This window comes from Heliobacterium chlorum (genome assembly GCF_014502795.1).
GTDB classification, from domain to species: domain Bacteria; phylum Bacillota; class Desulfitobacteriia; order Heliobacteriales; family Heliobacteriaceae; genus Heliobacterium; species Heliobacterium chlorum.
In genome coordinates this window covers 1-23,221 of the sequence record NZ_JACVHF010000011.1, presented here as the reverse complement: position 1 = coordinate 23,221, position 23,221 = coordinate 1, and the positions used below count along the sequence as shown (strand labels likewise).

The window sequence follows — 23,221 nt, the reverse complement described above, 5'->3', positions numbered from 1 at the left end:
ATCATCATGGACGCAACCATTCACTGGATAAGCAATTCAATGCAAAAAACAGGCGATGCCGGCACTTCAACGAGCTTTCTCAGTCGAAAGGAAATTCACAAAGCCAAACAATTTCATATGAGCTTCCCCGAATACTCGGCCACACCGCTGCAAAATTTGACGGGCCTAGCCAAAACGTTGGGCATTTCAGGTGTCTATGTGAAAGATGAATCGTACCGTTTCGGCCTCAACGCATTTAAGGTCTTAGGCGGATCTTACGCCATCGCACGCCACTTGGCGAAACGGTTGGGTCGGGACATCGGTGAACTTCCTTACCATGTCCTCATTTCCCCGGAAGTAAAAAGTCAGTTGGGCGAGATCACCTTCGCTACTACGACTGACGGCAATCACGGCCGGGGCGTCGCATGGACGGCGAAACAACTCCGGCAAAAGTCGGTCGTCTACATGCCGAAAGGTTCTTCTCTCTACCGCCTCGAGAAAATCCGGGAGGAAGGGGCCCACGCTTGCATCACCGATTCCAACTACGACGATACCGTCCGGATGACCGCCGAGCAGGCCGAAAAGCATGGGTGGGTCATCGTGCAGGATACAGCCTGGGAAGGGTACGAAGAGATTCCCACCTGGATCATGCAAGGTTATGGCACGATGGCAGCGGAAGCGCTGGAACAGCTGCAGTTAATCGGTGTGGAGAAACCGACTCACATCTTCGTCCAAGCCGGAGTCGGCTCGCTGGCCGGTGCGGTGCAAGGATTTTTCCAAGACATCTTCCAAGGTGACCGACCCAAACTGGTCATCGTTGAGCCTGATCAAGCCGATTGTTTTTACCGTTCCGGCTTAGCTGGCGACGGTAACCCGAGAGCCGTTGGCGGCGATATGGCCACCATCATGGCCGGATTAGCCTGCGGTGAACCGAACCGGATCGGCTGGGAGATTCTCCGGGATTACTGCGACATGTTTGTCTCCTGCCCCGATTGGGTCGCCGCCAAAGGCATGCGCATCCTGGGCAACCCCTTAGGAACAGACCCCCGGGTCGTCTCCGGCGAATCGGGTGCAGTGACCTTGGGCCTGCTCGAAACCTTCTTGCTCGATAAGCAGTATGAAGCAGCCCGGGAAGCCTTAGGACTTACCGCAGATTCACGAGTGCTGCTCTTTAGCACCGAAGGAAACACCGATCCAAACAAGTACCTAAGCATCGCCTGGGACGGTGAATGCCCTGTTCCCCGGGATTGACGCAAACTGCGAAAAAAATCTCAAAATTATACGAAATGCAAAATGTCCCGCTGGTCAAACGGCGTGGTTCGTGCTAGTGTTTAGTTGAACAAACAAAAGCAGTGGAACGGAAAAACGCACGAACGGTTTGGAAACGGCGGGAGGGGACCGCATATGTACAACCTTCGCGATATTAAAGAAACGGTGCAGCAGACGGCGGAAGCGATCGCCGAAGCGCTGCTGATCGAAGTGGAAATCGCCGATCGAGAACTGGTGAGGGTGGCCGGTACGGGGCGCTATAAAGAGGGTCGTGGCCGCGTACTCAAAGACGGCTTTGTCTACGGCCACATCCTGCGAACAGGCCAGCCAGTCATCATCGATAAACCGGGTCACCATGAACTCTGCCAGCCCTGCCTCTCCCGAGGCAACTGCTCTGAAAAAGCCGAGGTGGCTGTACCGATCCGGATCGAGGGAGACACCGTCGGGGTCATTGGGCTCATCGGGTTTGAAGTAGAACAGGCGAAGCGGCTCCTCGGACGTAAGGATTCGCTGCTTCGCTTTTTGGAAAAGATGGCAGACTTGATCGCTGTCAAAACGCAAGAGAACCTACAAAAAGAGCAACGGGAAACGCTCGTCCGGCAGTTAGAGACCATGTTAAATGTCTTAAATGACGGCCTGATGGTAGTCAATGCTGAAAAAACAGTCATTCATTATAACCAGTTGGCCGCCCAGATGACCGACATGGTGGCAGAGCAAGAAGTCTCCCTATCCCAGATCATGGATGAGAAAAAACTCTGGAAGTCCATCGAGAAGGGGAAACCCTTTTCCGGCCAGGTCAAGGGACGGCGGGCTCCCTCCCAGTGGTACTGTGACGCCGTGCCGATCCATGGCGACGGCGGTGAAGAGACCGTAGAAGGCGCCATCATCATCCTCAAAGATGTGCAAGAGATCAAGCGCCTCGTCAAAGACACCACCGTCAGCGACATCGCCACCGAGTTTTCCCAGATCATCGGCGAAAGCAACAAGATTAAGGAACTGAAAGAGCTGTCCTGCAAAGTGGCTGCTGGGAACTCGACCTTGTTGATTCAAGGCGAAAGCGGCACCGGAAAGGAACTGCTCGCCCGGGCGATCCACCAGAGCAGCACCCGAAGCCAACACTCCTTCATCGCCATCAACTGCGGCGCCATCCCGGAGACGCTCCTCGAAAGCGAACTTTTCGGGTACGAGGAAGGCTCCTTCACCGGGGCCAAGCGCGGCGGCAAACTAGGCAAGTTTGAACTGGCCCACAACGGCACGATCTTCTTAGATGAAATCGGCGACATGCCTTTGCACCTGCAAGTGAAAATATTACGGGTTCTCCAGGAACGGCGCGTGGAGAAAGTAGGCAGCTCCCGGTCGACCCCTGTCGACGTCCGGGTCATCGCGGCCACCCACCGAAATCTTGAAAAGATGGTGGCGAGCGGTGAATTCCGAGAAGACCTCTATTACCGGTTGAGCGTCATTCCCCTGAACATCCCCCCGCTGCGGGAACGGCCCGAAGATATCCCCTTGTTGATCGAGCACTATTTGGAGCATTACTGTACCGTTCTCGGGAAAAACGTTACCCGGCTGACACCCGATGCAGCCTTGCTGCTCAGCAAGTACAGCTGGCCAGGAAACGTGCGGGAGCTATCCAACGTCATCGAGTATGCCGTCACCATGGCTATCGGCGGATCCATCACCGTCAAAGATCTGCCCAAGCGGATTAAGACGGAAGAGCCCGTTAAAGCTCAGGAGAGTTGCCTTCACTTAAAAACCTTAGAGAGGGAAGCGATCGCTAAAGCCTTGCAGGTAGCTACATCGGAGGGAAGCAAGGATAATGCCGCTCATCTTCTCGGCATCAGCCGGGCCACCCTCTATCGCAAGATCAAAGAGTACAACATTGCCGAACATAAACTATTTTCTTAAAAAATCTCACAAACCGACAGAAATCTTAAATCGAGAATCTCGTCTCGAAATGAGACGAATTGCCCTGGCTGTCTGTGCGTAAGAAATAGCAAGAGCATAATCGTTTCAAAATGCACCAAAGTATCTCAACTTGAGACACTGCATCAAGGTTCAAAAAATCCAGGGAGGTAAGACTGCATGGAAATCGTGGGTCGCAGCATCACACGGGTCGATGCCGTCGCCAAAGTAAAAGGCACGGCCAAATACGTCGACGACCACTTTGTACCCGGCATGCTCCACGCCAAAGCTTTTCGAAGCACCATCGCCAATGGTTGGGTCAAAAGCATCGATGTGAGCAAAGCGAAAGTACTGCCTGGTGTCGTCGCTGTCATCACGTATGAAGACGTTCCTACCCACACCTTCCCCACAGCCGGTCACCCCTACTCCAAGGATCCTTCCCACCAGGACGTGGCCGATAGAAACCTCTTAACCCGCCGTGTTCGCTACGTGGGGGACGAAATCGCCGCCGTCATCGCGGTCGACGAACTGACAGCAGAAAAAGCGCGTCAACTCATCAACGTTGAGTACGAAGAGTATGCACCGGTCCTGACGGCAGAAGCGGCCTTACAGCCAGGGATACCCGAGATTCACGCAGGCACCGGCAATGTGCTGGGACGAGGCGGTTATGAGGTAGGCGACATGGCAGAAGCGGTGGCCGAATCAGACCATACCTTTGTCGACGAGTTCTCCACCCAAGTCGTCGCCCACTGTGCCATGGAAAACTACAGCGCCTACGCCTATATGGAAGAAAACGGCCGCATCGTCGTCGTCTCATCGACCCAGATCCCCCATATCTGCCGACGGATCGTTGGTCAGGCCCTCGGTATCCCCTGGGGACGAGTTCGGGTCATCAAGCCCTACATCGGCGGCGGTTTTGGCGGAAAACAGGATACGGTCGTTGAACCGCTCGTCGCTTTCTTGACGACGAAAGTGCACGGACGGCCGGTCAAGATGGAATTGAGCCGGGAAGAGTCCTTCATCTCATCGCGGGTCCGTCATCCCTTCCAGTTCCGCATCGAGACCGGCGTCACGAAGGATGGAACGTTGTCCTTCCGGAATCTTGAAGCGATCTCCCTCAACGGAGGCTACGCTTCCCACGGCCAGTCCATCGCCAACAACTGCGGCACCAAGTTCCGCCAGCAGTACCGGCAAAAAGCGATCAAGTACAGTTGTAAAACCTTATACACCAATATGCCTGCTGCCGGCGCCATGCGAGGCTACGGCGTCCCCCAAGCCATGTTCGTCATGGAAAGCCACCTCGATGATATCGCCCGGGCCTTAGACATGGATCCCGTGGAAATTCGCCTGAAAAATATTCCCGAAACCGGTCATAAAGATCCCTTAAACGGTATTGTCGCCCTTAGCAACGGCCTGAAAGAGTGCCTGGTAAAGGGCAAGGAATTGATCCGTTGGGATGAAAAAAAAGCGGCTCAAGCGAACCAAACTGGCACGAAGCGCCGCGGATTAGGTGTAGCTTGTTTTAACTACGCCTCTGGAACTCACCCGGTCGGGCTGGAGGTTGCCGGGGCCCGCATCGTCATGAACGAAGACGGCTCGGTACAACTGCAAGTCGGTGCCACCGAAATCGGTCAGGGCAGCGACACTGTGTTCAGCCAAATGGTCGCTGAGACCATTGGAATTCCCCTATCGATGGTACATATCCTCTCAGAACAAGACACCGATATCTCGCCCGTCGACCTCGGGTCCTACGCCTCCCGGCAGACCTACATCACCGGTATGGCTGTCCGTAAAGCCGCCGAAGAGATCAAAGCAAAAGTCCTCGAATACGCCTGGGGAATGACCGATATTCCCGCCCAAGTTATGGACATCGTTGACGGCTGGATCGTCTACAAACACAACGGTGAAAAGATCACTCCCTTGATTGAAATCGCACTCGACGCTCATACCGATGTGGTCCATGCGAAGCCCTTTACAGCGGATGTGACCAATAACGCCCGCGTGAACGCCCTCGCCTTCGGTTGTACCTTCGTGGAAGTGGAGGTGGACATTCTCACAGGCAAGGTGGAAATCCTCGAAATCTACAACATCCACGACTCCGGTACGATCGTCAACCCGACATTGGCTGAAGGTCAAGTCCACGGCGGCGTGAGCATGGGATTAGGCTATGCCCTCTATGAGCAGATGCTTTTCGATCCAAAGACTGGGAAGCCGCTCATCCATAACCTCCTCGATTATAAACTGATGACCGCCCTCGATACGCCCGAAATCGGGGCTCACTTTGTAAATACCTTTGAGCCAACAGGTCCTTACGGGGCGAAAGCCCTCGGGGAACCGCCAGCGATTACACCGGCACCGGCGATTCGCAACGCCATTTTGGATGCGACCGGTGTCAAATTCAACGATCTGCCCATGACACCGCAGCGGCTGATCGCTAAATTCCAAGCAGAGGGCCTGATCTAGTTAGAGGGTCAGAAGTAAGGGAGGCATATTCATGTATGACATCGCCCGTTACGAAGAAGCCCGGACTGTTGACGAAGCCGTGGCCCTCCTGGCGGCGAATCCGAACGCCCGGATCATCGCCGGCGGCACCGATGTGTTGATCCGGATCCGCGAAGGACATCAACCATCGGCTGAACTGGTGGGCATCCGCCATATCGAAGAACTTTCGAAAATCGAACTACGCTCCGATGGCACCTTGTCCATCGGAGCGGCAGCAACTTTCAGCCGCATCTCCAAACACTCCTTGATCACTCACCTCGTCCCTGCCTTAGGCGAAGCCGTGGAGACCGTCGGCGGTCCCCAGATCCGGCGGGTAGCCACCATCGGCGGCAACGTCTGCAACGGTGCCACCTCTGCCGACAGTGCCTCAACGCTCTTCGCTTTTGACACGGTGCTGCAGATCCAAGGTCCCGAAGGGGTACGCCTCGTACCGATCCGGGAGATCTACCGCGGACCAGGCAAGGTCCACCTCGGTCAGGCCGAGGTGTTGACCGCTATCTTGATCTCACCGGAGAACTATAACGGCTTCGGCGGTCACTACATCAAATACGCCATGCGCAAAGCCATGGACATCGCCACCTTAGGCTGTTCCGTCAACTGCAAGGTCGGTACAGGCAACATCGTGGAAAAAGCCCGCCTGGCCTTTGGCGTTGCCGCCCCGACACCGATTCGCTGCCCCGGTGCGGAAGCCCTCGTAGAGGGAAAACCTTTTAGCGCCGCCCTAGTCGATGACTTCGGTAAAGCGGCTGCCGCTGAAATCAACCCGCGCACCTCCTGGCGGGCGAGCCGGGAATTCCGGCTGCACCTTGCCGAAGAGTTGAGTAAACAGGCCTTGGTCCGAGCGTTCATCAAGGCAGGGGGGAAGGTACAATGACATCGACTATATCTGGAAGAACCCAAAAAATCACCTGCACGATCAATGGCGAAGCCGTAACGATGGATGTCGATATCCGGGAATCACTGCTCGATGTGCTGCGCAACCGCCTTTATCTGACCGGGACCAAAAAGGGCTGCGGTGTCGGTGAATGCGGCGCCTGCACCGTCTTGATCGATGGAGAAGCTTACGACTCCTGTCTCTTTCTCGCCGTCTGGGCCGACGGAAAGCACATCCGCACGATTGAAGGCGAAGCCAAAGAAGGCCAACTGTCAGAAGTGCAAGAGGCTTTTGTGGAAAGCGGAGCCGTCCAATGCGGATACTGCATCCCTGGCTTTGTTCTATCGGTGACGGCATTGAAGGAACAAAACTGCCACTGTGACCGGGAAAGCCTGAAAAAAGAGCTTTCCGGGCACATGTGCCGCTGCACGGGATATCAGAACATCATCAAGGCGGCGGAGAAAGTACTGACCGAAGACAAGTAGTCTAGTTGATGGGAAGTCAAGTCTTGTTCGTCTCATCTTGAGATATATGTATCTTTTTCATACGGCTGAATATCTCAAAACTCCAAACTTGGTATCACCTTGAGACGAAATCGCAACCATTTGTAATTATTATTGCAATTGCGTGGTTGGCATGTAATTTGCAATAGATAAGACCATAGTTGAATCCGACGGAACAGGGAAGCGGAAATGCAGAGGGAGGTCGATAGGACGGTTCCCGACAGGTACAAATAGCGGTATGTAAAAACGTGAGGAATGAGGTGCAACTCAATGCAGCAGGGAAAACACCCAGTTGACGAAATGCTGCCACTAGGCCAATTGTTTGCCTACGGCTTGCAGCACGTGCTGGCCATGTATGCGGGTGCCGTAGCCGTCCCGTTGATCATCGCCAACGCTTTGAAACTCAGCACAGAACAGCTTATTTTCCTCATCAACGCGGACCTTTTTACATGTGGTATTGCTACCATCATCCAGACCGTAGGCTTTTGGAAAGTCGGTGTCCGAATTCCCATGATCCAAGGGGTCACCTTTGCCGCCGTTACGCCCATGATCATCATCGGCACGACACAAGGGTTACCGGGGATCTATGGTGCCATCATCATTTCTGGTTTAGTCACCTTCTTAGCAGCACCGTACTTTAGCCGGTTGCTTCGCTTTTTCCCGCCGGTCGTCACAGGCACGATCATCACAGTCATCGGGATTACACTGATGCCGGTAGCGGTACGGTGGGCCGGTGGCGGAAACCCGGCGGCACCGAACTTCGCCGAACCCCTCTACTTAGGACTATCCTTGGCGACTCTGGTCCTGGTCCTGTTCTTCTACCGCTATTTCAAAGGTTTCATGAGCAACATCGCCGTGCTGCTTGGACTCGTCGGCGGTACCGCTCTTGCGATTCCTTTCGGCTTAGTGAACTTCTCCGAGGTGGGAAAAGCCGGCTGGATCAGCATCACCACCCCCTTCTGGTTCGGCATGCCTACGTTCGATATTGCCTCGATTGCTGCTATGGTCCTGGTCATGCTCGTCGTCATGACAGAGACGACGGGTGATTGCGTCGCCATCGGTGAGATCATCGACAAACCGATCACCCAGGACGATTTGTCTCGTTGCTTGCGGGCAGACGGGCTGTCCACGATTCTCGGTGGGATCTTAAACAGCTTCCCTTATACGGCTTTCGCCCAGAACGTGGGGCTCGTCGGTTTGACCCGCGTACGAAGCCGCTTTGTCGTAACTGCTGCCGGGGTCATCCTCGTAGTCCTGGGACTTTTCCCTAAACTGGCTGCGGTGATCGCCGCCATTCCCGCTCCAGTTCTCGGCGGCGCCGGGATCGCTATGTTCGGCATGGTCGCCGCAAGCGGCATCAAGACCTTGTCGAAGATCGAATTCGAAGGCACCCATAACATCATGGTTGTCGCCATCAGCATCGGTCTCGGCCTGATCCCCCTGGCTGTGCCGACCTTCTATCAAAAGTTTCCTGGCTGGACGCAGGTCATCTTAAACAGCGGCATCACTGCCAGTAGCCTCATGGCCATCGTCTTGAACGCAGTGCTGAATGGTACCGGAAAATCGGCGGAACAACTGGGCGGCAAGCCGGTGAGCGCCGGGATGCATAGCAGTAAATAGGTTGCCGCGATAGCATTCCTCCGGTTACCTCCAAATTGTATCTACTCAATCAGACCGCCCAAGCGATGGGTCATTATCATGCTCCATCTTGTCCGAATCTCGGACAGTGGATATAAATGTCAAACGGGTTATAAGGAGATGTAGGTTTTGGACAAGTTTACGGAGGTACTGAAACTCGCGGAGAAGTACCAACCGGACATGACACGGTTCTTACGGGATTTGGTGGCCATACCGAGTGAAAGTTGCAACGAGAAGGATGTCGTGCTTCGCATCAAAGAGGAAATGGAGAAGGTGGGCTTTGACCGCGTCGACATCGACCCCATGGGCAACATCCTGGGAACGATCGGCCGGGGCAAGCACGTCATCGCCATGGACGCCCACATCGACACAGTCGGTGTCGGTAACCTCGATAACTGGCAGTATGACCCCTATCAAGGTTACGAAGACGATGAGATCATCATCGGCCGAGGAACGAGCGACCAAACAGGCGGCATGGTCTCCATGGTATACGCCGGAAAAATCATCAAAGACCTGGGCCTCGAAGATGACTACACGTTAGTGATCGTCGGTTCCGTCCAGGAAGAAGACTGTGATGGTCTCTGCTGGCAGTACATCATCAATGAAGGTAAACTCCGTCCCGAGTTCGTCGTCATCACCGAACCTACCGACGGCAAAATTTATCGTGGCCAGCGGGGCCGGATGGAAATCAAAGTCTCAACCAAAGGCATCAGCTGCCATGGTTCTGCGCCGGAACGGGGAGACAATGCCATTTACAAAATGGCAGGCATCTTGACCGAACTCCGGGCGCTCCATGAAAACCTGCAAGATCATCCCTTCCTCGGAAAAGGAAGCTTAACCGTATCGGAAATTTTCCATACCTCGCCGTCCCGCTGCGCTGTGGCGGACAGCTGCTGGATCTCCATCGACCGCCGCCTCACCGCTGGCGAAGATGCGGAACTGGCACTGGGACAGATCCGCAACCTGCCGGCTGTACAAGCTACCGGAGCTGTCGTCGAGATGTACACTTATGAACGCCCCTCTTACACCGGGTTGGTCTACCCGACCGATGCCTACTTCCCAACATGGCTGATTGAAGACGGCCATCCTGTCTGCGGCACTTTGGAAGACGCCTACAAAGGCCTTTTCGGCACCGAACCGGTCGTCGATAAGTGGACCTTCTCCACCAACGGCGTCTCCATCATGGGCCGCTACGGGATCCCTTGCATTGGTTTCGGACCCGGTCATGAAGACCAGGCTCACGCGCCCAATGAGCGCACCTGGAAAAAAGAACTGGTCCAAGCGGCGGCCATGTACGCTGTGATCCCGAGCATCTATGTGCAGCAATATGCCGAGAAGATGCCCGAAGATACGAAAAACCTGGTCGAATAATCAAGCCAGAAACAGCTCGTAGCCCCTGGACATAACTTCTGACGAAAAATTGCCCTCATAGACGCGGCAATTACGATTGACCGGTCGATCACGAGAACGGTCGCCCTGCCGAAGGGGCGGGCGACCGCCCCCAAAACATAGGTACGCAATGTGAGACCGTAACCATACGGTTGTCCAAATAAAAAGACATGATCCCGGTGAAAGCTGATACTGCATTCACAGATCATGACATAAAGCTTCACAGAATCCTAAGAAAAACTACCACGAGGAGGATTTTCACGATGCAATCCATTTTCCGCGGTCGTCATTTCATCAACCTGGAAGATTTCAATAAAGAAGAAGTCGATACCATGCTGGAGGTCTCCTTCGACCTCAAGAAAAAGTTTGCCATGGGCGTTCCTACGCCGTACCTGCTCCACCAGTCCATGTTCCTCATGTTCTTTGAACAGTCCACCCGGACTCGGAACTCCATGGAAGCCGGTTTTGCCCAACTGGGCGGCCATGCCGGATTCCTCGACTCCAGCAGCATGCAAATCGCCCACGGCGAAAGCGCCAAAGATACCGCCATCATCCTGTCCCGCTTCGGTCATGCCATCGCTTGCCGCTACTGCAACTGGGGCTACGGCAACAAGTACCTGACCGAAATGGCTCAGTGGTCCACCGTGCCCATCATGAACCTGCAGTGCGACCTGTACCACCCCTTCCAAGCCCTGGCCGACCTGATGACCATGAAAGAAAAAATCGGCGATCTCAAGCGCGTGAAAGTCTCCATCATCTGGGCCTACGCCGAAAGCCATAAAAAGCCCATCTCCGTACCGCTCTCCCAAGTGCTGCTCTTCCCCCGTTACGGTATGGACGTCTGCCTGGCTCACCCGAAAGGCTGGGAGCTTCCCGACTGGGTTATTGAACAAGCCAAAGCGAACGCAGCCCGTTACGGCGGTACCGTCACGGTGACCAACAACGAAGAAGAAGCTTACGAAAACGCCCATATCGTCATTCCGAAGAACTGGGGATCCTGGGTAAACGACCAGACCGGTGCTTCCATCGCTGGGGCCACTAAAGTCGTCGACGACAAGCTCATGGCACAGAAATCATGGAAGTGCACCGAAGCTAAAATGGCCACTGCCGACAAGGATGTCATGTACATGCACGCGCTGCCGGCTGACCGCAACAACGAAGTAGAAGACTCCGTCATCGACGGCCCTCATTCCATCGTTTACGATGAAGCAGAAAACCGCCTCCACACTGCCAAAGCGGTCATGACATTATTAATGGGTGGTCGGTAATTCTATGAAACAACTGGCTGTCGTAGCGATCGGCGGCAATTCGCTCATCATCGACAACGCCCACCAAGCGGTGGAAGATCAATATCGTGCGGTCTGTGAAACGGCGAACCACATTGCCGGCATGATTGAACAAGGTTACGAGGTTATCATCACCCACGGCAATGGTCCGCAGGTCGGATTTATCCTCCGGCGTTCTGAAATTGCCTGTGAAGTGGCAGGTATGCACCATGTCCCCCTCGTGAGCTGCGGCGCCGATACGCAAGGAGCCATCGGCTTTCAGATCCAGCAGGCCATGGACAACGAATTCAAAAAGCGAGGCCTGACCAAATCAGCCGTCACCATCGTTACCCAAGTGGCCGTCTCCCCGGAGGACCCGGCCTTCCAAAAACCGACCAAACCGATCGGTTCCTTCTACACGGAGGAACAGGCACAAGCGCTCTGCAAAGCTCATCCTGATTGGGTCATGGTCAACGATGCCGGACGAGGATACCGCCGGCTCGTTCCCTCGCCGAAGCCGCAGCAGATCATCGAAAAAGAGGTGATCCGCATGTTAGCGGGTAAAGGCTACTGTGTCATCGGTGTTGGCGGCGGCGGAATCCCTGTCGTACCCCAAGATGACGGTACCTTTAAAGGGATCGATGCGGTCATCGACAAAGACTTTGCCTCCAGCCTCCTGGCCTCGGAGATTGACGCGGACGTGCTGATTATCTCGACGGGCGTGCCGAAAGTGTACATCAATTACGGAAAACCGGACGAGAAACCCCTCGATAAGGTCACCGTGGCGGAACTGAAGCAGTACGTTACTGAGAACCACTTTGCTCCTGGCAGCATGCTGCCCAAGGTGCAAGCGGTCATCGACTTCCTCGAACGGGGTGGCAAAAAAGCCATCATCACTAACCCCGAATCGTTAGAAGAAGCGGTCGCGGGAAGAACGGGCACCCATGTCTTTCCGTAAATCATAGAACCGAACGATTGATCTCATGAAACAGTTGAGACTGCGCCCGCCTGAACCGGGCGAAGCGCAGTCTCTTTCCCTTTCGTTAGAGAAAGGAGGGGAAGAATGGGTCTTATTCTTCGCGGCGGGACTGTCGTGACCGCCCTAGAAACCTACCGGGCCGATGTCCGCAACGATGGCGAACAGATCGGGATGATCGCCCAGCATATCGAACCGACAGCTGCAGACCAGGTGATCGATGTAACCGGCAAGTATCTACTTCCGGGCGGGATCGACGCCCATACCCACTTTGACCTACCCTTCGGAGACATGTCCACTGCCGACGATTTTGAAAGCGGCAGCCGGTCCGCCGTCATGGGTGGGACGACGACGGTCATCGATTTCGCTACCCAATTCCGCGGTGAGACCCTGACAAAGGCGCTCGAGAACTGGCATGATAAAGCTCGCGGAAAGAGCTATTGTGACTACGGTTTTCATATGGCCATCTCTGAATGGAAGCAGGGTATGACGGCCCAGATGGAGGAACTAGTCCGAAAGTCGGGCGTCACCTCTTTCAAGCTGTACATGGCCTACAAGGGAAGCATGCAGGTCGATGACGGCGTACTTTTCGACGTATTGCGAAAAAGCAGCGAGATGGGAGCTCTAGTCTGCCTGCACTGCGAAAACGGTGATGTAGTCAACCTTCTCGTTCAAGAAGCGAAAGCTCAGGGAAAGGCAGCGCCGTCGACCCATCCACTGACACGACCACCGGCTGTCGAAGAGGAAGCCGTCGCCCGGGCCATCGCGCTGGCGAACATGGCCAAAGCACCCTTATACATCGTCCACTTATCGACTCGCGGTGCCTTGGAAACGGCAGAACGAGCTCGGCAGCAAGGTGCCTGTGTCTATATAGAAACGTGCCCGCAGTATTTGCTCCTCGACGATCGCCGCTACGAAGGCGAAAGCTTCGAGAGCGCCAAATACGTTATCTCGCCGCCATTGCGTTCGCCTGAACATGGCGAAGCCTTATGGGAAGGAATCCGGCGAGGCGCGGTGGATACGATCGCCACAGATCACTGCTCCTTTAACTATCAAGGCCAGAAAGAACTGGGCCGGAACGACTTCAGTAAAATCCCTAACGGCATGCCCGGCGTTGAACATCGACTGGGGCTGCTCTACAGCGCTGGTGTCGTCCCCGGGAAAATCAGTCTCAACCAATTCGTCTCCCTCACCGCGACCCGTCCGGCCCAATTGTTCGGAATTTTCCCCCGTAAGGGAACGATTGCCGTCGGTTCCGACGCCGACATCGTCCTATGGGATCCCCAAGCAACGAAAGTAATCTCAAAAGTAAATCACCACTGCCATGTCGACTATGAACCATACGAAGGATTTTCCCAAACCGGCTTGCCTGTCCATGTGTTTCTCCGGGGACGGCAGATCGTTCGCGACGGCAAACTGTTAGACGCTGCGCCAGGAGGCCGGTATCTCTTCCGGAAACCGCTAAAATAGAGAAGGAGATGCTCTATGCATACCATCCATGTAAACGGCGCGGTCCACAGTGTCAACGACGATGAAAATCTGCTCGACTTTTTGCGAGATACACTCCATATCACGTCCATGAAAAACGGCTGCGGTGAAGGAGCCTGCGGTGCCTGCATGGTCCTCATCGATGGGAAAGCCATGCGAGCCTGCCTGTACACGCTAGCCAAGGTGGACGGAAAAAAGATCCTTACCGTCGAAGGCCTCTCGGAAGAAGAAAAAGAAATCTACGCCAGGGCCTTTGCCGAAGCCGGTGCGGTGCAGTGCGGATTTTGCATTCCCGGCATGGTCATCAGTGCCAAAGCGTTACTCGATAAACAGCCGAATCCGACGACCCAGGAAATCAAAGCGGCCTTACGGGGCAATATCTGCCGTTGTACAGGCTATGTCAAAATCGAAAAAGCCATCGCCATGGCAGCCACAGTGCTCCGGGGCGAGATGATGATACCTTCCAGTGACCCCCATTCCGGGATCGGTGTAAACATCAACCGGGTCGACGCTCACGAAAAAACGCTGGGCACGGGCCAGTATGTGGATGATCTTCACGTAGAAGGAATGCTCTACGGCGCCGTACTGCGTACGAAGACGGCCCGGGCCTACATAAAACAGATCGATATCTCGGCAGCCCTTGCGCTGCCCGGCGTGGAAGCGGTGCTCACCGCTAAGGACGTGCCGGGACAGCGCCATTGGGGGTTCATCTTCAAAGATTGGCCGGCATTGATCGCTGAAGGAGAAGAGACTCGCTATATCGGCGACGCCTTGGCCATCGTAGCCGCCAAAACGAAGCGAATCGCCCGAGAGGCTCTGCACCTGATCCAGGTGGACTATGAAGAACGGGAACCGGTGGTGACTCCGGCAGATGCATTGGCTCCTGAAGCGCACCAGATCCATGAAAAAGGGAATCTCCTCTCAACAACCAAAGTTCGCCGTGGGAATCCCGAAGAGGCGTTATCCCGTTCCGCCCATGTGGTCACCCACCGTTACACGACCCCGGCGACAGAACATGCCTTTTTGGAACCGGAGAGCGCCCTGGCCGTCCCCGGAGAAGACGGTCTCCTAACCGTTTACGTGAGTACCCAAAGCGTCTACAAAGACCAGCAGGGAATCATGGCGATACTCGGTTTGCCTGCCGAAAAAGTGCGAGTCATCAGCAAACTCGTCGGCGGCGGCTTCGGCGGGAAGGAAGACCTATCAGTTCAGCACCATGCGGCATTGCTCGCCTATAAAACAGGAAAACCGGTCAAGTTGACCTTAACGCGCCAGGAAAGCATCTATGTCCACCCGAAACGGCATGCCATGGAAGTCGAACTCACCACCGGCTGTGATGACGATGGAAAAATAACGGCCATGATTGCGCGGATCACTGCCGACACGGGAGCCTATGCCTCCCTGGGACCAGCCGTGCTGGAGCGGGCCTGTACCCATGTGGGCGGCCCCTACCATGTGCCTAACGTCGACATCACCGGTCTTTGTGTCTATACCAACAACCCGCCAGCCGGGGCTTTCCGCGGATTCGGCGTTCCACAGTCCTGTTTCGCTTGTGAAGGCAACTTAGACCTACTTGCAGAAAAGACGGGTCTATCGCCTTGGGAAATACGCTATCGCAATGCCTTAGAACCGGGCATGACGAACGCCACCGGCCAAATCGCCGATGAGGGCACCGCTATCAAAGAAACCCTGCTGGCTGTCCGGGAAGTCTACGAATCCCACCCGTACGCTGGGATTGCCTGTGCTCTAAAAAATACAGGCATCGGCGTAGGCAAACCCGATGTGGGCCGGGTCAAGCTGCAAGTCAAAGGGGGAAAGGTACGGATTCTGACGAGTGCGGCTTGTATCGGGCAAGGGTTAGCCACCATCGTAGGCCAGATCGTCTCAGAAGTGACCGGCTTGTCCCTCGACAATCTCGAACTCGTCGCACCGGATACGTCGGAGACCCCCGATTCAGGGACCACCACCGCCTCCCGGCAAACCTTGTTCACCGGTGAAGCAGCCCGACAGGCAGCCATAGCTCTGGTGCAGGGGTTAAAAAGCGCCTCCTTAGAAGAACTGGACGGACGCGAGTTTTTTGGTGAATACCATGGTGTCACCGATCCCCTTGAATCGCCGAAGCCCCATCCAGTGAACCATGTGGCCTTCAGCTATGCCACCCACGTCGTTCTCTTAGACGATCAGGGCAAGGTCACCAAAGTCGTCGCCGCCCACGATGTGGGCCGGGCCATCAACCCGAAAGCGATCGAAGGCCAGGTGGAAGGAGCCGTCGCCATGGGCCTCGGCTACGCACTAAGGGAGGATTTTCCGCTCAAACAAGGGGTTCCACAGGTCAAGTTTGGTACGCTCGGCTTGTTCCGTTCTACAGACATGCCTGAAGTAGAGACCCTCTTGATCGAAAAGAATCCTTCGCCGCTAGCCTTTGGCGCTAAAGGAGTCGGCGAGATCGCCACTATCCCCGTAGCCCCCGCTGTTGCCTCGGCCTATTTCCGGTTTGACAAACAGCTTCGCTTTTCCTTACCCTTAAAAGGGACCGCTTATGACAAGGGACGGAAATAGAGAAATCGCGTTTTTGCAACGTTAACGAAGTGCAATTTTGTTGTGCAATTTTTAAGGATGTTCATTCCACCGATGGTATCGAGTTCGACCTAGTTCTATTCTCGATTACTCACGGCGGGGGCTGAAGGAGAGGTTATCTTATGAGAGATAGCTGCACCGGCAGTTACGATGTAAAAAGCAAGTGGGTTGCTGAGGCCGCCCGCTTGCTTTCCCCGTTTCCGGCGGTTGTGGCCTTGGTAGGCGGCGGCGGGAAAACGACACTGCTTTATGCCTTGGGGCGATACCTGCATCAGTCGGGCAAACGAGTGCTCCTGTCGACGACGACGAAAATGTATCCTCCCGAGCCGGGACAAGCGTCCTTATGGCTAGGTTCGGAGCCACCGCCGCGTGACTCGCTTTGCTTATGGGGGAAGGGGATAAGCCCGGAAGGAAAAGTGGAAGGCCTCGACGCCGGTCTTTTTTCAACCCTAAAAACGGATTACGATGTCATCCTGGTCGAAGCCGATGGCAGCCGAGGTCTCCCCTTAAAATTCTGGGGGCAGGGAGAACCGGTGCTTCCTTCGGGAGTTACCGATATCTTCTGCTTGGCTTCTTTGCAGGCGTTCGCAAAGCCTGTCCCAGAGGTGCTGCATCGAGCCGAACGGGCCGATGAGTATTTTGCACTGCCGGAGCAGGTGGATCGGGAGTTATGGAACGCTCTTCGCCAGTATCATGAGAGGACACTGAGGCAGCTTGTTGACGATGGCGTAAGGGTTCGATTGATTGACCACGGTGCTCTGGACCTATGGCGAAAAGTCTGTGACGAATCCTACTCCGCTTATCTATGGAGCGAAGAGGACGGTTGTTTCGATCAAAAGAGCATTCGGAGAACCGGAAAAAGAACTAAACAAAGAATTGAGATAAGGAAAGCAAAAAGATTCAGTCGTAGATGGGACTCGAAGGGAACAGTCACGAAAGGGGAGAGGGAGATTTCTATCGCCGCTGTCGTTCTAGCCGCCGGCCAGGCGAGTCGGTTTGGCGGAGGCAAACTCCGGGCGCCTTTGGCCGGTCGTCCACTCTTGGCTTGGACACTGCGGTTGATCAATTCCATCCCTTTTTCATTACGACTAGTCGTCACCGGCGCAGACTTCGGTATAGAGGAATTAGCAAAGAAGTATGGCTATACGGCGGTGACGAATCAGGACTGGCAGAAGGGAATGGGCACTTCATTGGCGACAGGTGTTCAAGCGCTGCTATCTTCTCGTAGTGAAAAGGAGATCGATGGGGTGCTCTTCTTTTTAGGCGATATGCCCTTGATTCAGCGAAAAACAGTGAGTTACTTGCTGCAGCAGATTCGCTCCGCCAAACCGGATATCGCCTATCCGACATACCGGGGGAAAAAGGGCCATCCCGTCTATTTTCAGCGCCAATGTTTTAGCGAATTGGCTTCTTTGTCAGGAAATGAAGGCGGTCGCCAACTGATGGCGCAATTCTCCAATCAACTAACTGTACCTGTTGATGATAAAGGGGTGCTCACCGACGTAGATAGCCAAAAAGAACTGGAAACAGTGAGTGGGATCTTAAACAGCAAGTGGGATATTAAATAGTCGGTGAAAAATTAGCTTGTAAGCAGTCTCAATATTATTTAGTAAGCTCAAATTGAGACTGCAGATCTTTCGTAGGTATAGTGGATTTGTTGCTCGGGATTATAAGTTCTATCTCAAAATGATTCTGACATCATTGGCAGACCTATTTGTTGAGGAAAAAAAGTACGAAACCGCCTGTACATAGGTTACAGAAGAAGGGCCCTGGGTAGCTGTTAGCTGCAATACCCGTAGACAGATTGGCACGATTATTGCATTAACCTAAATGTTGTGAACGTTCGTGCAATAACTGTTGCTTCCGGCCAATCGTTGAATGAGGGGGGATTTTTTCCGGGGATGTACGTTGCCTCCGCGCAAGGTTGTGATAGTTCTTGCATGGGTAGTTGCCTATTCCCTATGAAAAAGAGTAGAGGAGGAGTATCGATGTCCACCAAAGTATCCACCTCAGCCCCTGTTGAAAAAGGCCTATTGGACAAGCTTTTTCATCTTTCGGCTAAAGGGACCGACGTAAAAACGGAGATTCTCGCTGGTGTAACCACCTTTGTGGCCCTTGCCTATATCATCTTTGTCAACCCCAATATCCTCGCTGATGCAGGTATCCCCAAAGAGGCTGCCATCGCGTCTACCATATACGCGACCGTCGTGGCCACCTTGCTGATGGGCCTGTGGGCTAACTTTCCCATCGCTGTTGCACCGGGTATGGGCCTGAACGCCTTTTTTGCCTATTACGTCTGTGGTGTGCTCGGCCTTCCCTGGCAAACGGCCTTGGGGGCTGTCTTCTTCTCCGGTTTGTTGTTCTTAGTACTGACCCTTGGCGGAGTCCGTCAAGCGATCATCAAAGCCGTACCGATGAACTTAAAAAGCGCTATCGGTGTCGGGATCGGCCTTTTCATCGCCTTTATCGGGCTGAAAAACGCGGGCATCATCATCGCCGATAAAGCCACCTTTGTCGCCGTTGGACACTTGACGGCTCCAGAGCCGCTCCTCGCCTGCATTGGCATGATCCTTACAGCGGTTCTCATCGCCAGAAACGTTAAAGGGGCCATGCTCATCGGCATTTTCGGCACAACGCTGCTCGGTATGATTGCCGGCGTTGTAGCTATCCCCAAGGGAATTGCCGACGTCATGAGCTTTACCCTGCCGAGCGTCGGTCCCACATTGCTGCAGTTGAACATCGCCGGTGCATGGCAGTACGGGATCTTTTCGATCATCTTTACCTTTACCATCGTCGAACTTTTCGACAATATGGGGACCTTGATCGGCTTAACACGCAAGGCCAATTTGATGGATGATCAAGGCAATATCGAAAACATTGACCGTGCTCTCACCACCGACGCAGTGGGGACCCTCTTCAGCGCCATCTTCGGTACATCGACGGTGACTTCCTATGTGGAAAGTGCCGCAGGCATCGCCGAAGGTGGGAAAACAGGACTGACGGCCTTGACGGTTTCCGCCTTATTCCTGATATCGCTAGTTTTTGCTCCGCTCATCGGGATCGTCCCCGGCTTTGCCACCGCCCCAGCGCTCATTCTGGTCGGTGCCATGATGCTTGCCGAGATCAAACATGTCAGTTTTGACGATTTCACCGACGGGGTCCCGGCCTTCCTGACGGTGATCATGATGCCCCTGACATTCAGTATCGCCAACGGATTTGCTTTCGGCTTTATCAGCTATACCTTCTTAAAATCCTTGACTGGCCGGTTCAAAGAAGTGAGTATTTTTATGTGGCTCATCTCCTTTGCTTTCCTCATCAACTTCTATATGCGTCTCCACTAGCCCGGGTAGATTCAACCCCCCCGGGAATCGCAGTAAATGATAAAATGAAAAAGTCTTCTCTTCGGATGTCGTTACAGGTGGAATTATCTCTATGTAAGGACAAGCTGGAAAATCCGGTGTGTATATATAATGTCTACCTGCTAAATTTCTAGTAACTGTCCGGGTGAATCCCCAGAGACTCCTGAGTGACTGAATAATTGCGGAGGTGAGTGCCTTGTCTCTGTTAATTAAAAACGGAACGATCGTGACGATGAACCCGAACCGAGATATCCTCACAGGCGATATTTATATTGAAGGAAACCGGATTACCGCTATCGGCGATAATTTACCCCATCAGGCGGGACGGACCATCGACGCCAAAGGAAAAGTCGTCATTCCTGGTTTGATCCAGCCACATATTCATCTATGTCAGACCTTATTTCGCGGACAAGCGGATGACCTGGAGCTGCTGGACTGGCTCAAATTAAAGATCTGGCCCTTAGAAAGCGGTCATGACCCTGAGTCGATCTACTATTCGGCTATGCTCGGTACCGGTGAACTGATCAAAGGCGGCACGACAGCCATCGTCGATATGGCTACAGTGAACCATACGAATGAAAACTTCCAAGCTATCTACGACAGCGGTATCCGGGCTATTTCGGGTAAGTGTATGATGGATCTGGGTGACGAGGTTCCCGAACCGATGCGGGAAAAGACGAGAAATTCCATCGACGAGAGCCTCCGCATGCTGGAAAAATGGCATGGAAAAGGGAACGGGCGCATACAATACGCCTTTACGCCCCGCTTTGCCGTGTCCTGTACGGAGGACCTGCTCCGAGAAGTGGTCAGACTGGCTCAAGAGTATCAGGTGATGATTCATACACACGCTTCGGAAAATAAAGGCGAAGTTGAATTCGTATACCAGATGAGCGGGATGCGCAATGTCCTGTACCTGCAAAAACTGGGCTTGACGGCGCCAAACCTCATCGTAGCCCATTGCATTCATTTAGACGAAGAGGAAATGGAAACCCTCGTCCAAACACAAACCAAAATCGCCCACTGCCCTAGTTGTAACTTAAAACTAGCCTCTGGGTTCGCCAAGATTCCAGAACTACTCGACCGGGGTGCTTATGTATCAATCGCCGCCGATGGCGCACCTTGCAACAATTATCTCGATGGATTTATCGAAATGCGCATGGCTGCCCTGATCCAAAAGCCTTTTTACGGGCCGAGAGCGATGCCGGCGCCGAAGGTCTTTGAGTTGGCCACGATCGGTGGGGCTAGAGCAATGGGGTTGGAAGCGGAAATCGGCAGCGTAGAAGTCGGCAAAAAGGCAGACTTGGCGATCATCAATCTGGACGAATTGCGGACGACACCGCAAAAAGGGGTCAACATATATTCGCAACTGGTTTACCAAACCCAGAGCTCCCAGGTCGAGACGACCATAATAGATGGAAACATCCTGATGGAGAACCGCGTGCTGAACGGGATGGATGAAAAAGAAGTCCGGCGAAAAGCTAACGAAAGTCTCGAGCGGGTCGCCAAACGAGTGGGCATATCGATCGCCTAGAGGTGAGAACGGTGAAAAAGCCGGTAAAAAATCTGATAGCCGTGGCAAATGGAGAAAGACCAGCGGATCTAGTCTTAAAAAATGCGGAAATCTTCAATGTCTTCACAGGTGAATTCGAACGGGGAGACATCGCTCTCGTCGGGGGATACATCGCTGGGGTGGGCGACTATTCCGGCGAGGTGGAATACGACTGCTCAGGCCGGTACGTAACACCGGGCTTTATTGACGGCCATGTTCATATCGAAAGCTCCATGGTGAGCCCTAGCGAGTTCGCTCGAGCCGTGGTCCCTTTGGGAACGACGACGGTCATCGCCGACCCTCATGAAATCGCCAATGTAGCCGGCCGAGAGGGTATCCGGTTCATGCTGGACTCGTCAGAACAAGTCCCGTTGAACGTCTACTTGATGCTCCCCTCGGCGGTACCGGCAACGACATTGGAAACATCCGGTGCCACCTTGAACGCCTCCGACTTAGCCGAATTCCTTGACCACCCCCGGGTCCTCGGCTTGGGTGAGATGATGAACTTTCCCGGACTCTTATCGAGAGATGAACAAGTGGTCGCTAAGCTGGAAATGGTAGGGGAACGGGTCATCGACGGCCACGGGCCGACCTTGACCGGCAAAGCGTTGAACGCCTATATCGCGGCGGGAGTCCGTTCGGATCACGAATGCACCACTGCCGCAGAAGCATCGGAACGGTTATCTAAAGGAATGGTGATGATGCTGCGGGAAGGATCGGCAGCGAAAAACCTGCTCGATCTCCTGCCGGCCGTAAAACCGACAACGTCCCGGCGCTGTATCATGGTGACCGATGACCGCCATCCTGACGATTTGATACAATCGGGCCATATCAACCAAATGGTGAAAATGACTGTCGATGCCGGAATCGATATCGCGACGGCGATCCAGATGGCCACAATCAATACGGCCACCTATTTCCGACTTCATGACTTAGGTGCGGTAGCTCCAGGCTACCGGGCCGATTTGCTCGTCTTTGATGATTTAATGAACTGGAAGCCACAAGCAGTCTTTAGGGCAGGAAAAAAAGTGGCCGAGAAGGGGCGGCCCCTCTTTGAGCGGATGCTGGTATCAGGAACGCCAGTGCACCGCTCGCTTCATATCGGTGATCTTACTTCAGAAGATTTACAAGTACCGGCGCGATCTAAGATGGCCCGTGTCATCGAATTAGCACCCCGGCAAATCTTCACTCGAGAGCGGATCATGACTGTCCCTGTCCGGGACGGACGGTTTGTGGCGGCCCCGGAGGAGAACCTGCTCAAGCTGGCCGTCATCGAGCGGCATAAACAGACTGGAAATGTTGGCGTCGGTTTTGTCTATGGCTTAGGGCTGCGCGTCGGGGCCATCGCTTCCACCGTCGCCCATGACTCTCATAACTTAGTCGTCGCTGGTGCTACTGATGCAGATATGTTGCTCGCCCTAGAGGAAATCGAGCGCAATGAAGGAGGTTTGGCTATCGTCGCCGATGGACGAGTACTCGGTTCATTGCCCCTTCCCTTAGGCGGTTTAATGTCAGAGGGAGATATTTACGAGGTGCAGACCAAGCTGAACGAATTACTGCACATCGCTCGGCAGTTGGGCGTTCATCGGGAGTACGACCCGTTCCTGACGCTGGCTTTTCTCAGCCTCCCTGTCATCCCCGAATTGAAGCTGACCGATAAAGGGCTCGTCGACGTGCGACAGATGCAGTTGGTACCGGTATCCCTATGAAGCCAATAGCAAGTTTTAGAAAGTGTCGATTAGGAAGAGTAAGACCCGGGAAGCTATCTCTATGGATATCTTCCCGGGTCTTACTACGGTTTTTTAGATATAGATAGACTTTTCGATTCAGATAGGGAAGACTTTTTTGTAAGGCAGGAATTTGTTTTAGAACGCGTTTTCAACACCCCTACCGTAAGTAAAAAAAGAATTTTGGCCTAATGGAATTTTTTGCAATTTAAAGGATTATG

Annotated in this window: 15 protein-coding genes; all 15 read left to right on the top strand. The window is 54.0% G+C overall.

What is annotated here, in order from left to right; genetic code table 11:
- The first annotated feature begins 6 nt into the window (after nt 1-6).
- The 15 genes from dpaL (at nt 7) to ade (ending at nt 22,982) form a co-directional block, all read left to right on the top strand.
- On the top strand, nt 7-1,230 hold the full coding sequence (gene dpaL, locus H1S01_RS11450) for a diaminopropionate ammonia-lyase (RefSeq protein WP_188040625.1): 1,224 nt from the start codon (nt 7-9) through the stop codon (nt 1,228-1,230).
- A 153-nt stretch (nt 1,231-1,383) separates the two neighbouring features.
- Entirely contained in the window at nt 1,384-3,156 is a 1,773-nt protein-coding gene (locus tag H1S01_RS11445; protein WP_188040624.1) for a sigma-54-dependent Fis family transcriptional regulator, read from the top strand.
- Nucleotides 3,157-3,333: 177 nt separating this feature from the next.
- Nucleotides 3,334-5,616, top strand: coding sequence for a xanthine dehydrogenase molybdenum-binding subunit XdhA (gene xdhA / locus H1S01_RS11440; protein WP_188040623.1), 2,283 nt, complete (start codon nt 3,334-3,336; stop codon nt 5,614-5,616).
- A 31-nt stretch (nt 5,617-5,647) separates the two neighbouring features.
- The gene (xdhB, locus tag H1S01_RS11435) at nt 5,648-6,529 is read left to right on the top strand and encodes a xanthine dehydrogenase subunit XdhB (protein WP_188040622.1); all 882 of its coding nucleotides are present in this window, start codon (nt 5,648-5,650) and stop codon (nt 6,527-6,529) included.
- Nucleotides 6,526-7,014, top strand: coding sequence for a xanthine dehydrogenase subunit XdhC (gene xdhC, locus H1S01_RS11430; RefSeq protein WP_188040621.1), 489 nt, complete (start codon nt 6,526-6,528; stop codon nt 7,012-7,014). Before xdhB ends, xdhC begins: the two co-directional genes overlap by 4 nt.
- 288 nt (nt 7,015-7,302) lie before the next feature.
- Entirely contained in the window at nt 7,303-8,652 is a 1,350-nt protein-coding gene (locus H1S01_RS11425; protein ID WP_207708791.1) for a nucleobase:cation symporter-2 family protein, read from the top strand.
- 147 nt (nt 8,653-8,799) lie between these two features.
- Nucleotides 8,800-10,041 (top strand): YgeY family selenium metabolism-linked hydrolase, encoded by a 1,242-nt coding sequence (locus H1S01_RS11420; RefSeq protein WP_188040620.1) that lies wholly within the window; start codon nt 8,800-8,802, stop codon nt 10,039-10,041.
- A 281-nt stretch (nt 10,042-10,322) separates the two neighbouring features.
- On the top strand, nt 10,323-11,327 hold the full coding sequence (locus H1S01_RS11415) for an ornithine carbamoyltransferase (protein ID WP_155476289.1): 1,005 nt from the start codon (nt 10,323-10,325) through the stop codon (nt 11,325-11,327).
- Nucleotides 11,328-11,331: 4 nt separating this feature from the next.
- A complete protein-coding gene (gene arcC / locus H1S01_RS11410; RefSeq protein WP_188040619.1) occupies nt 11,332-12,282 on the top strand; it encodes a carbamate kinase in 951 nt (316 codons plus the stop codon).
- A gap of 105 nt (nt 12,283-12,387) precedes the next feature.
- Complete coding sequence (gene hydA, locus H1S01_RS11405) at nt 12,388-13,770, top strand: dihydropyrimidinase (protein WP_188040618.1); 1,383 nt, start codon at nt 12,388-12,390, stop codon at nt 13,768-13,770.
- Between the two features lie 15 nt (nt 13,771-13,785).
- Nucleotides 13,786-16,347, top strand: a complete 2,562-nt coding sequence (gene xdh / locus H1S01_RS11400; RefSeq protein WP_188040617.1) for a selenium-dependent xanthine dehydrogenase — start codon at nt 13,786-13,788, stop codon at nt 16,345-16,347.
- Between the two features lie 140 nt (nt 16,348-16,487).
- Entirely contained in the window at nt 16,488-17,933 is a 1,446-nt protein-coding gene (yqeC, locus tag H1S01_RS11395) for a selenium cofactor biosynthesis protein YqeC (RefSeq protein WP_188040616.1), read from the top strand.
- 420 nt (nt 17,934-18,353) lie between these two features.
- Entirely contained in the window at nt 18,354-19,706 is a 1,353-nt protein-coding gene (locus H1S01_RS11390; RefSeq protein ID WP_188040615.1) for an NCS2 family permease, read from the top strand.
- A 205-nt stretch (nt 19,707-19,911) separates the two neighbouring features.
- Nucleotides 19,912-21,255 (top strand): 5'-deoxyadenosine deaminase, encoded by a 1,344-nt coding sequence (locus H1S01_RS11385; protein WP_480035607.1) that lies wholly within the window; start codon nt 19,912-19,914, stop codon nt 21,253-21,255.
- An 11-nt stretch (nt 21,256-21,266) separates the two neighbouring features.
- Nucleotides 21,267-22,982, top strand: coding sequence for an adenine deaminase (gene ade / locus H1S01_RS11380; RefSeq protein WP_341479088.1), 1,716 nt, complete (start codon nt 21,267-21,269; stop codon nt 22,980-22,982).
- Nucleotides 22,983-23,221: the final 239 nt, after the last annotated feature.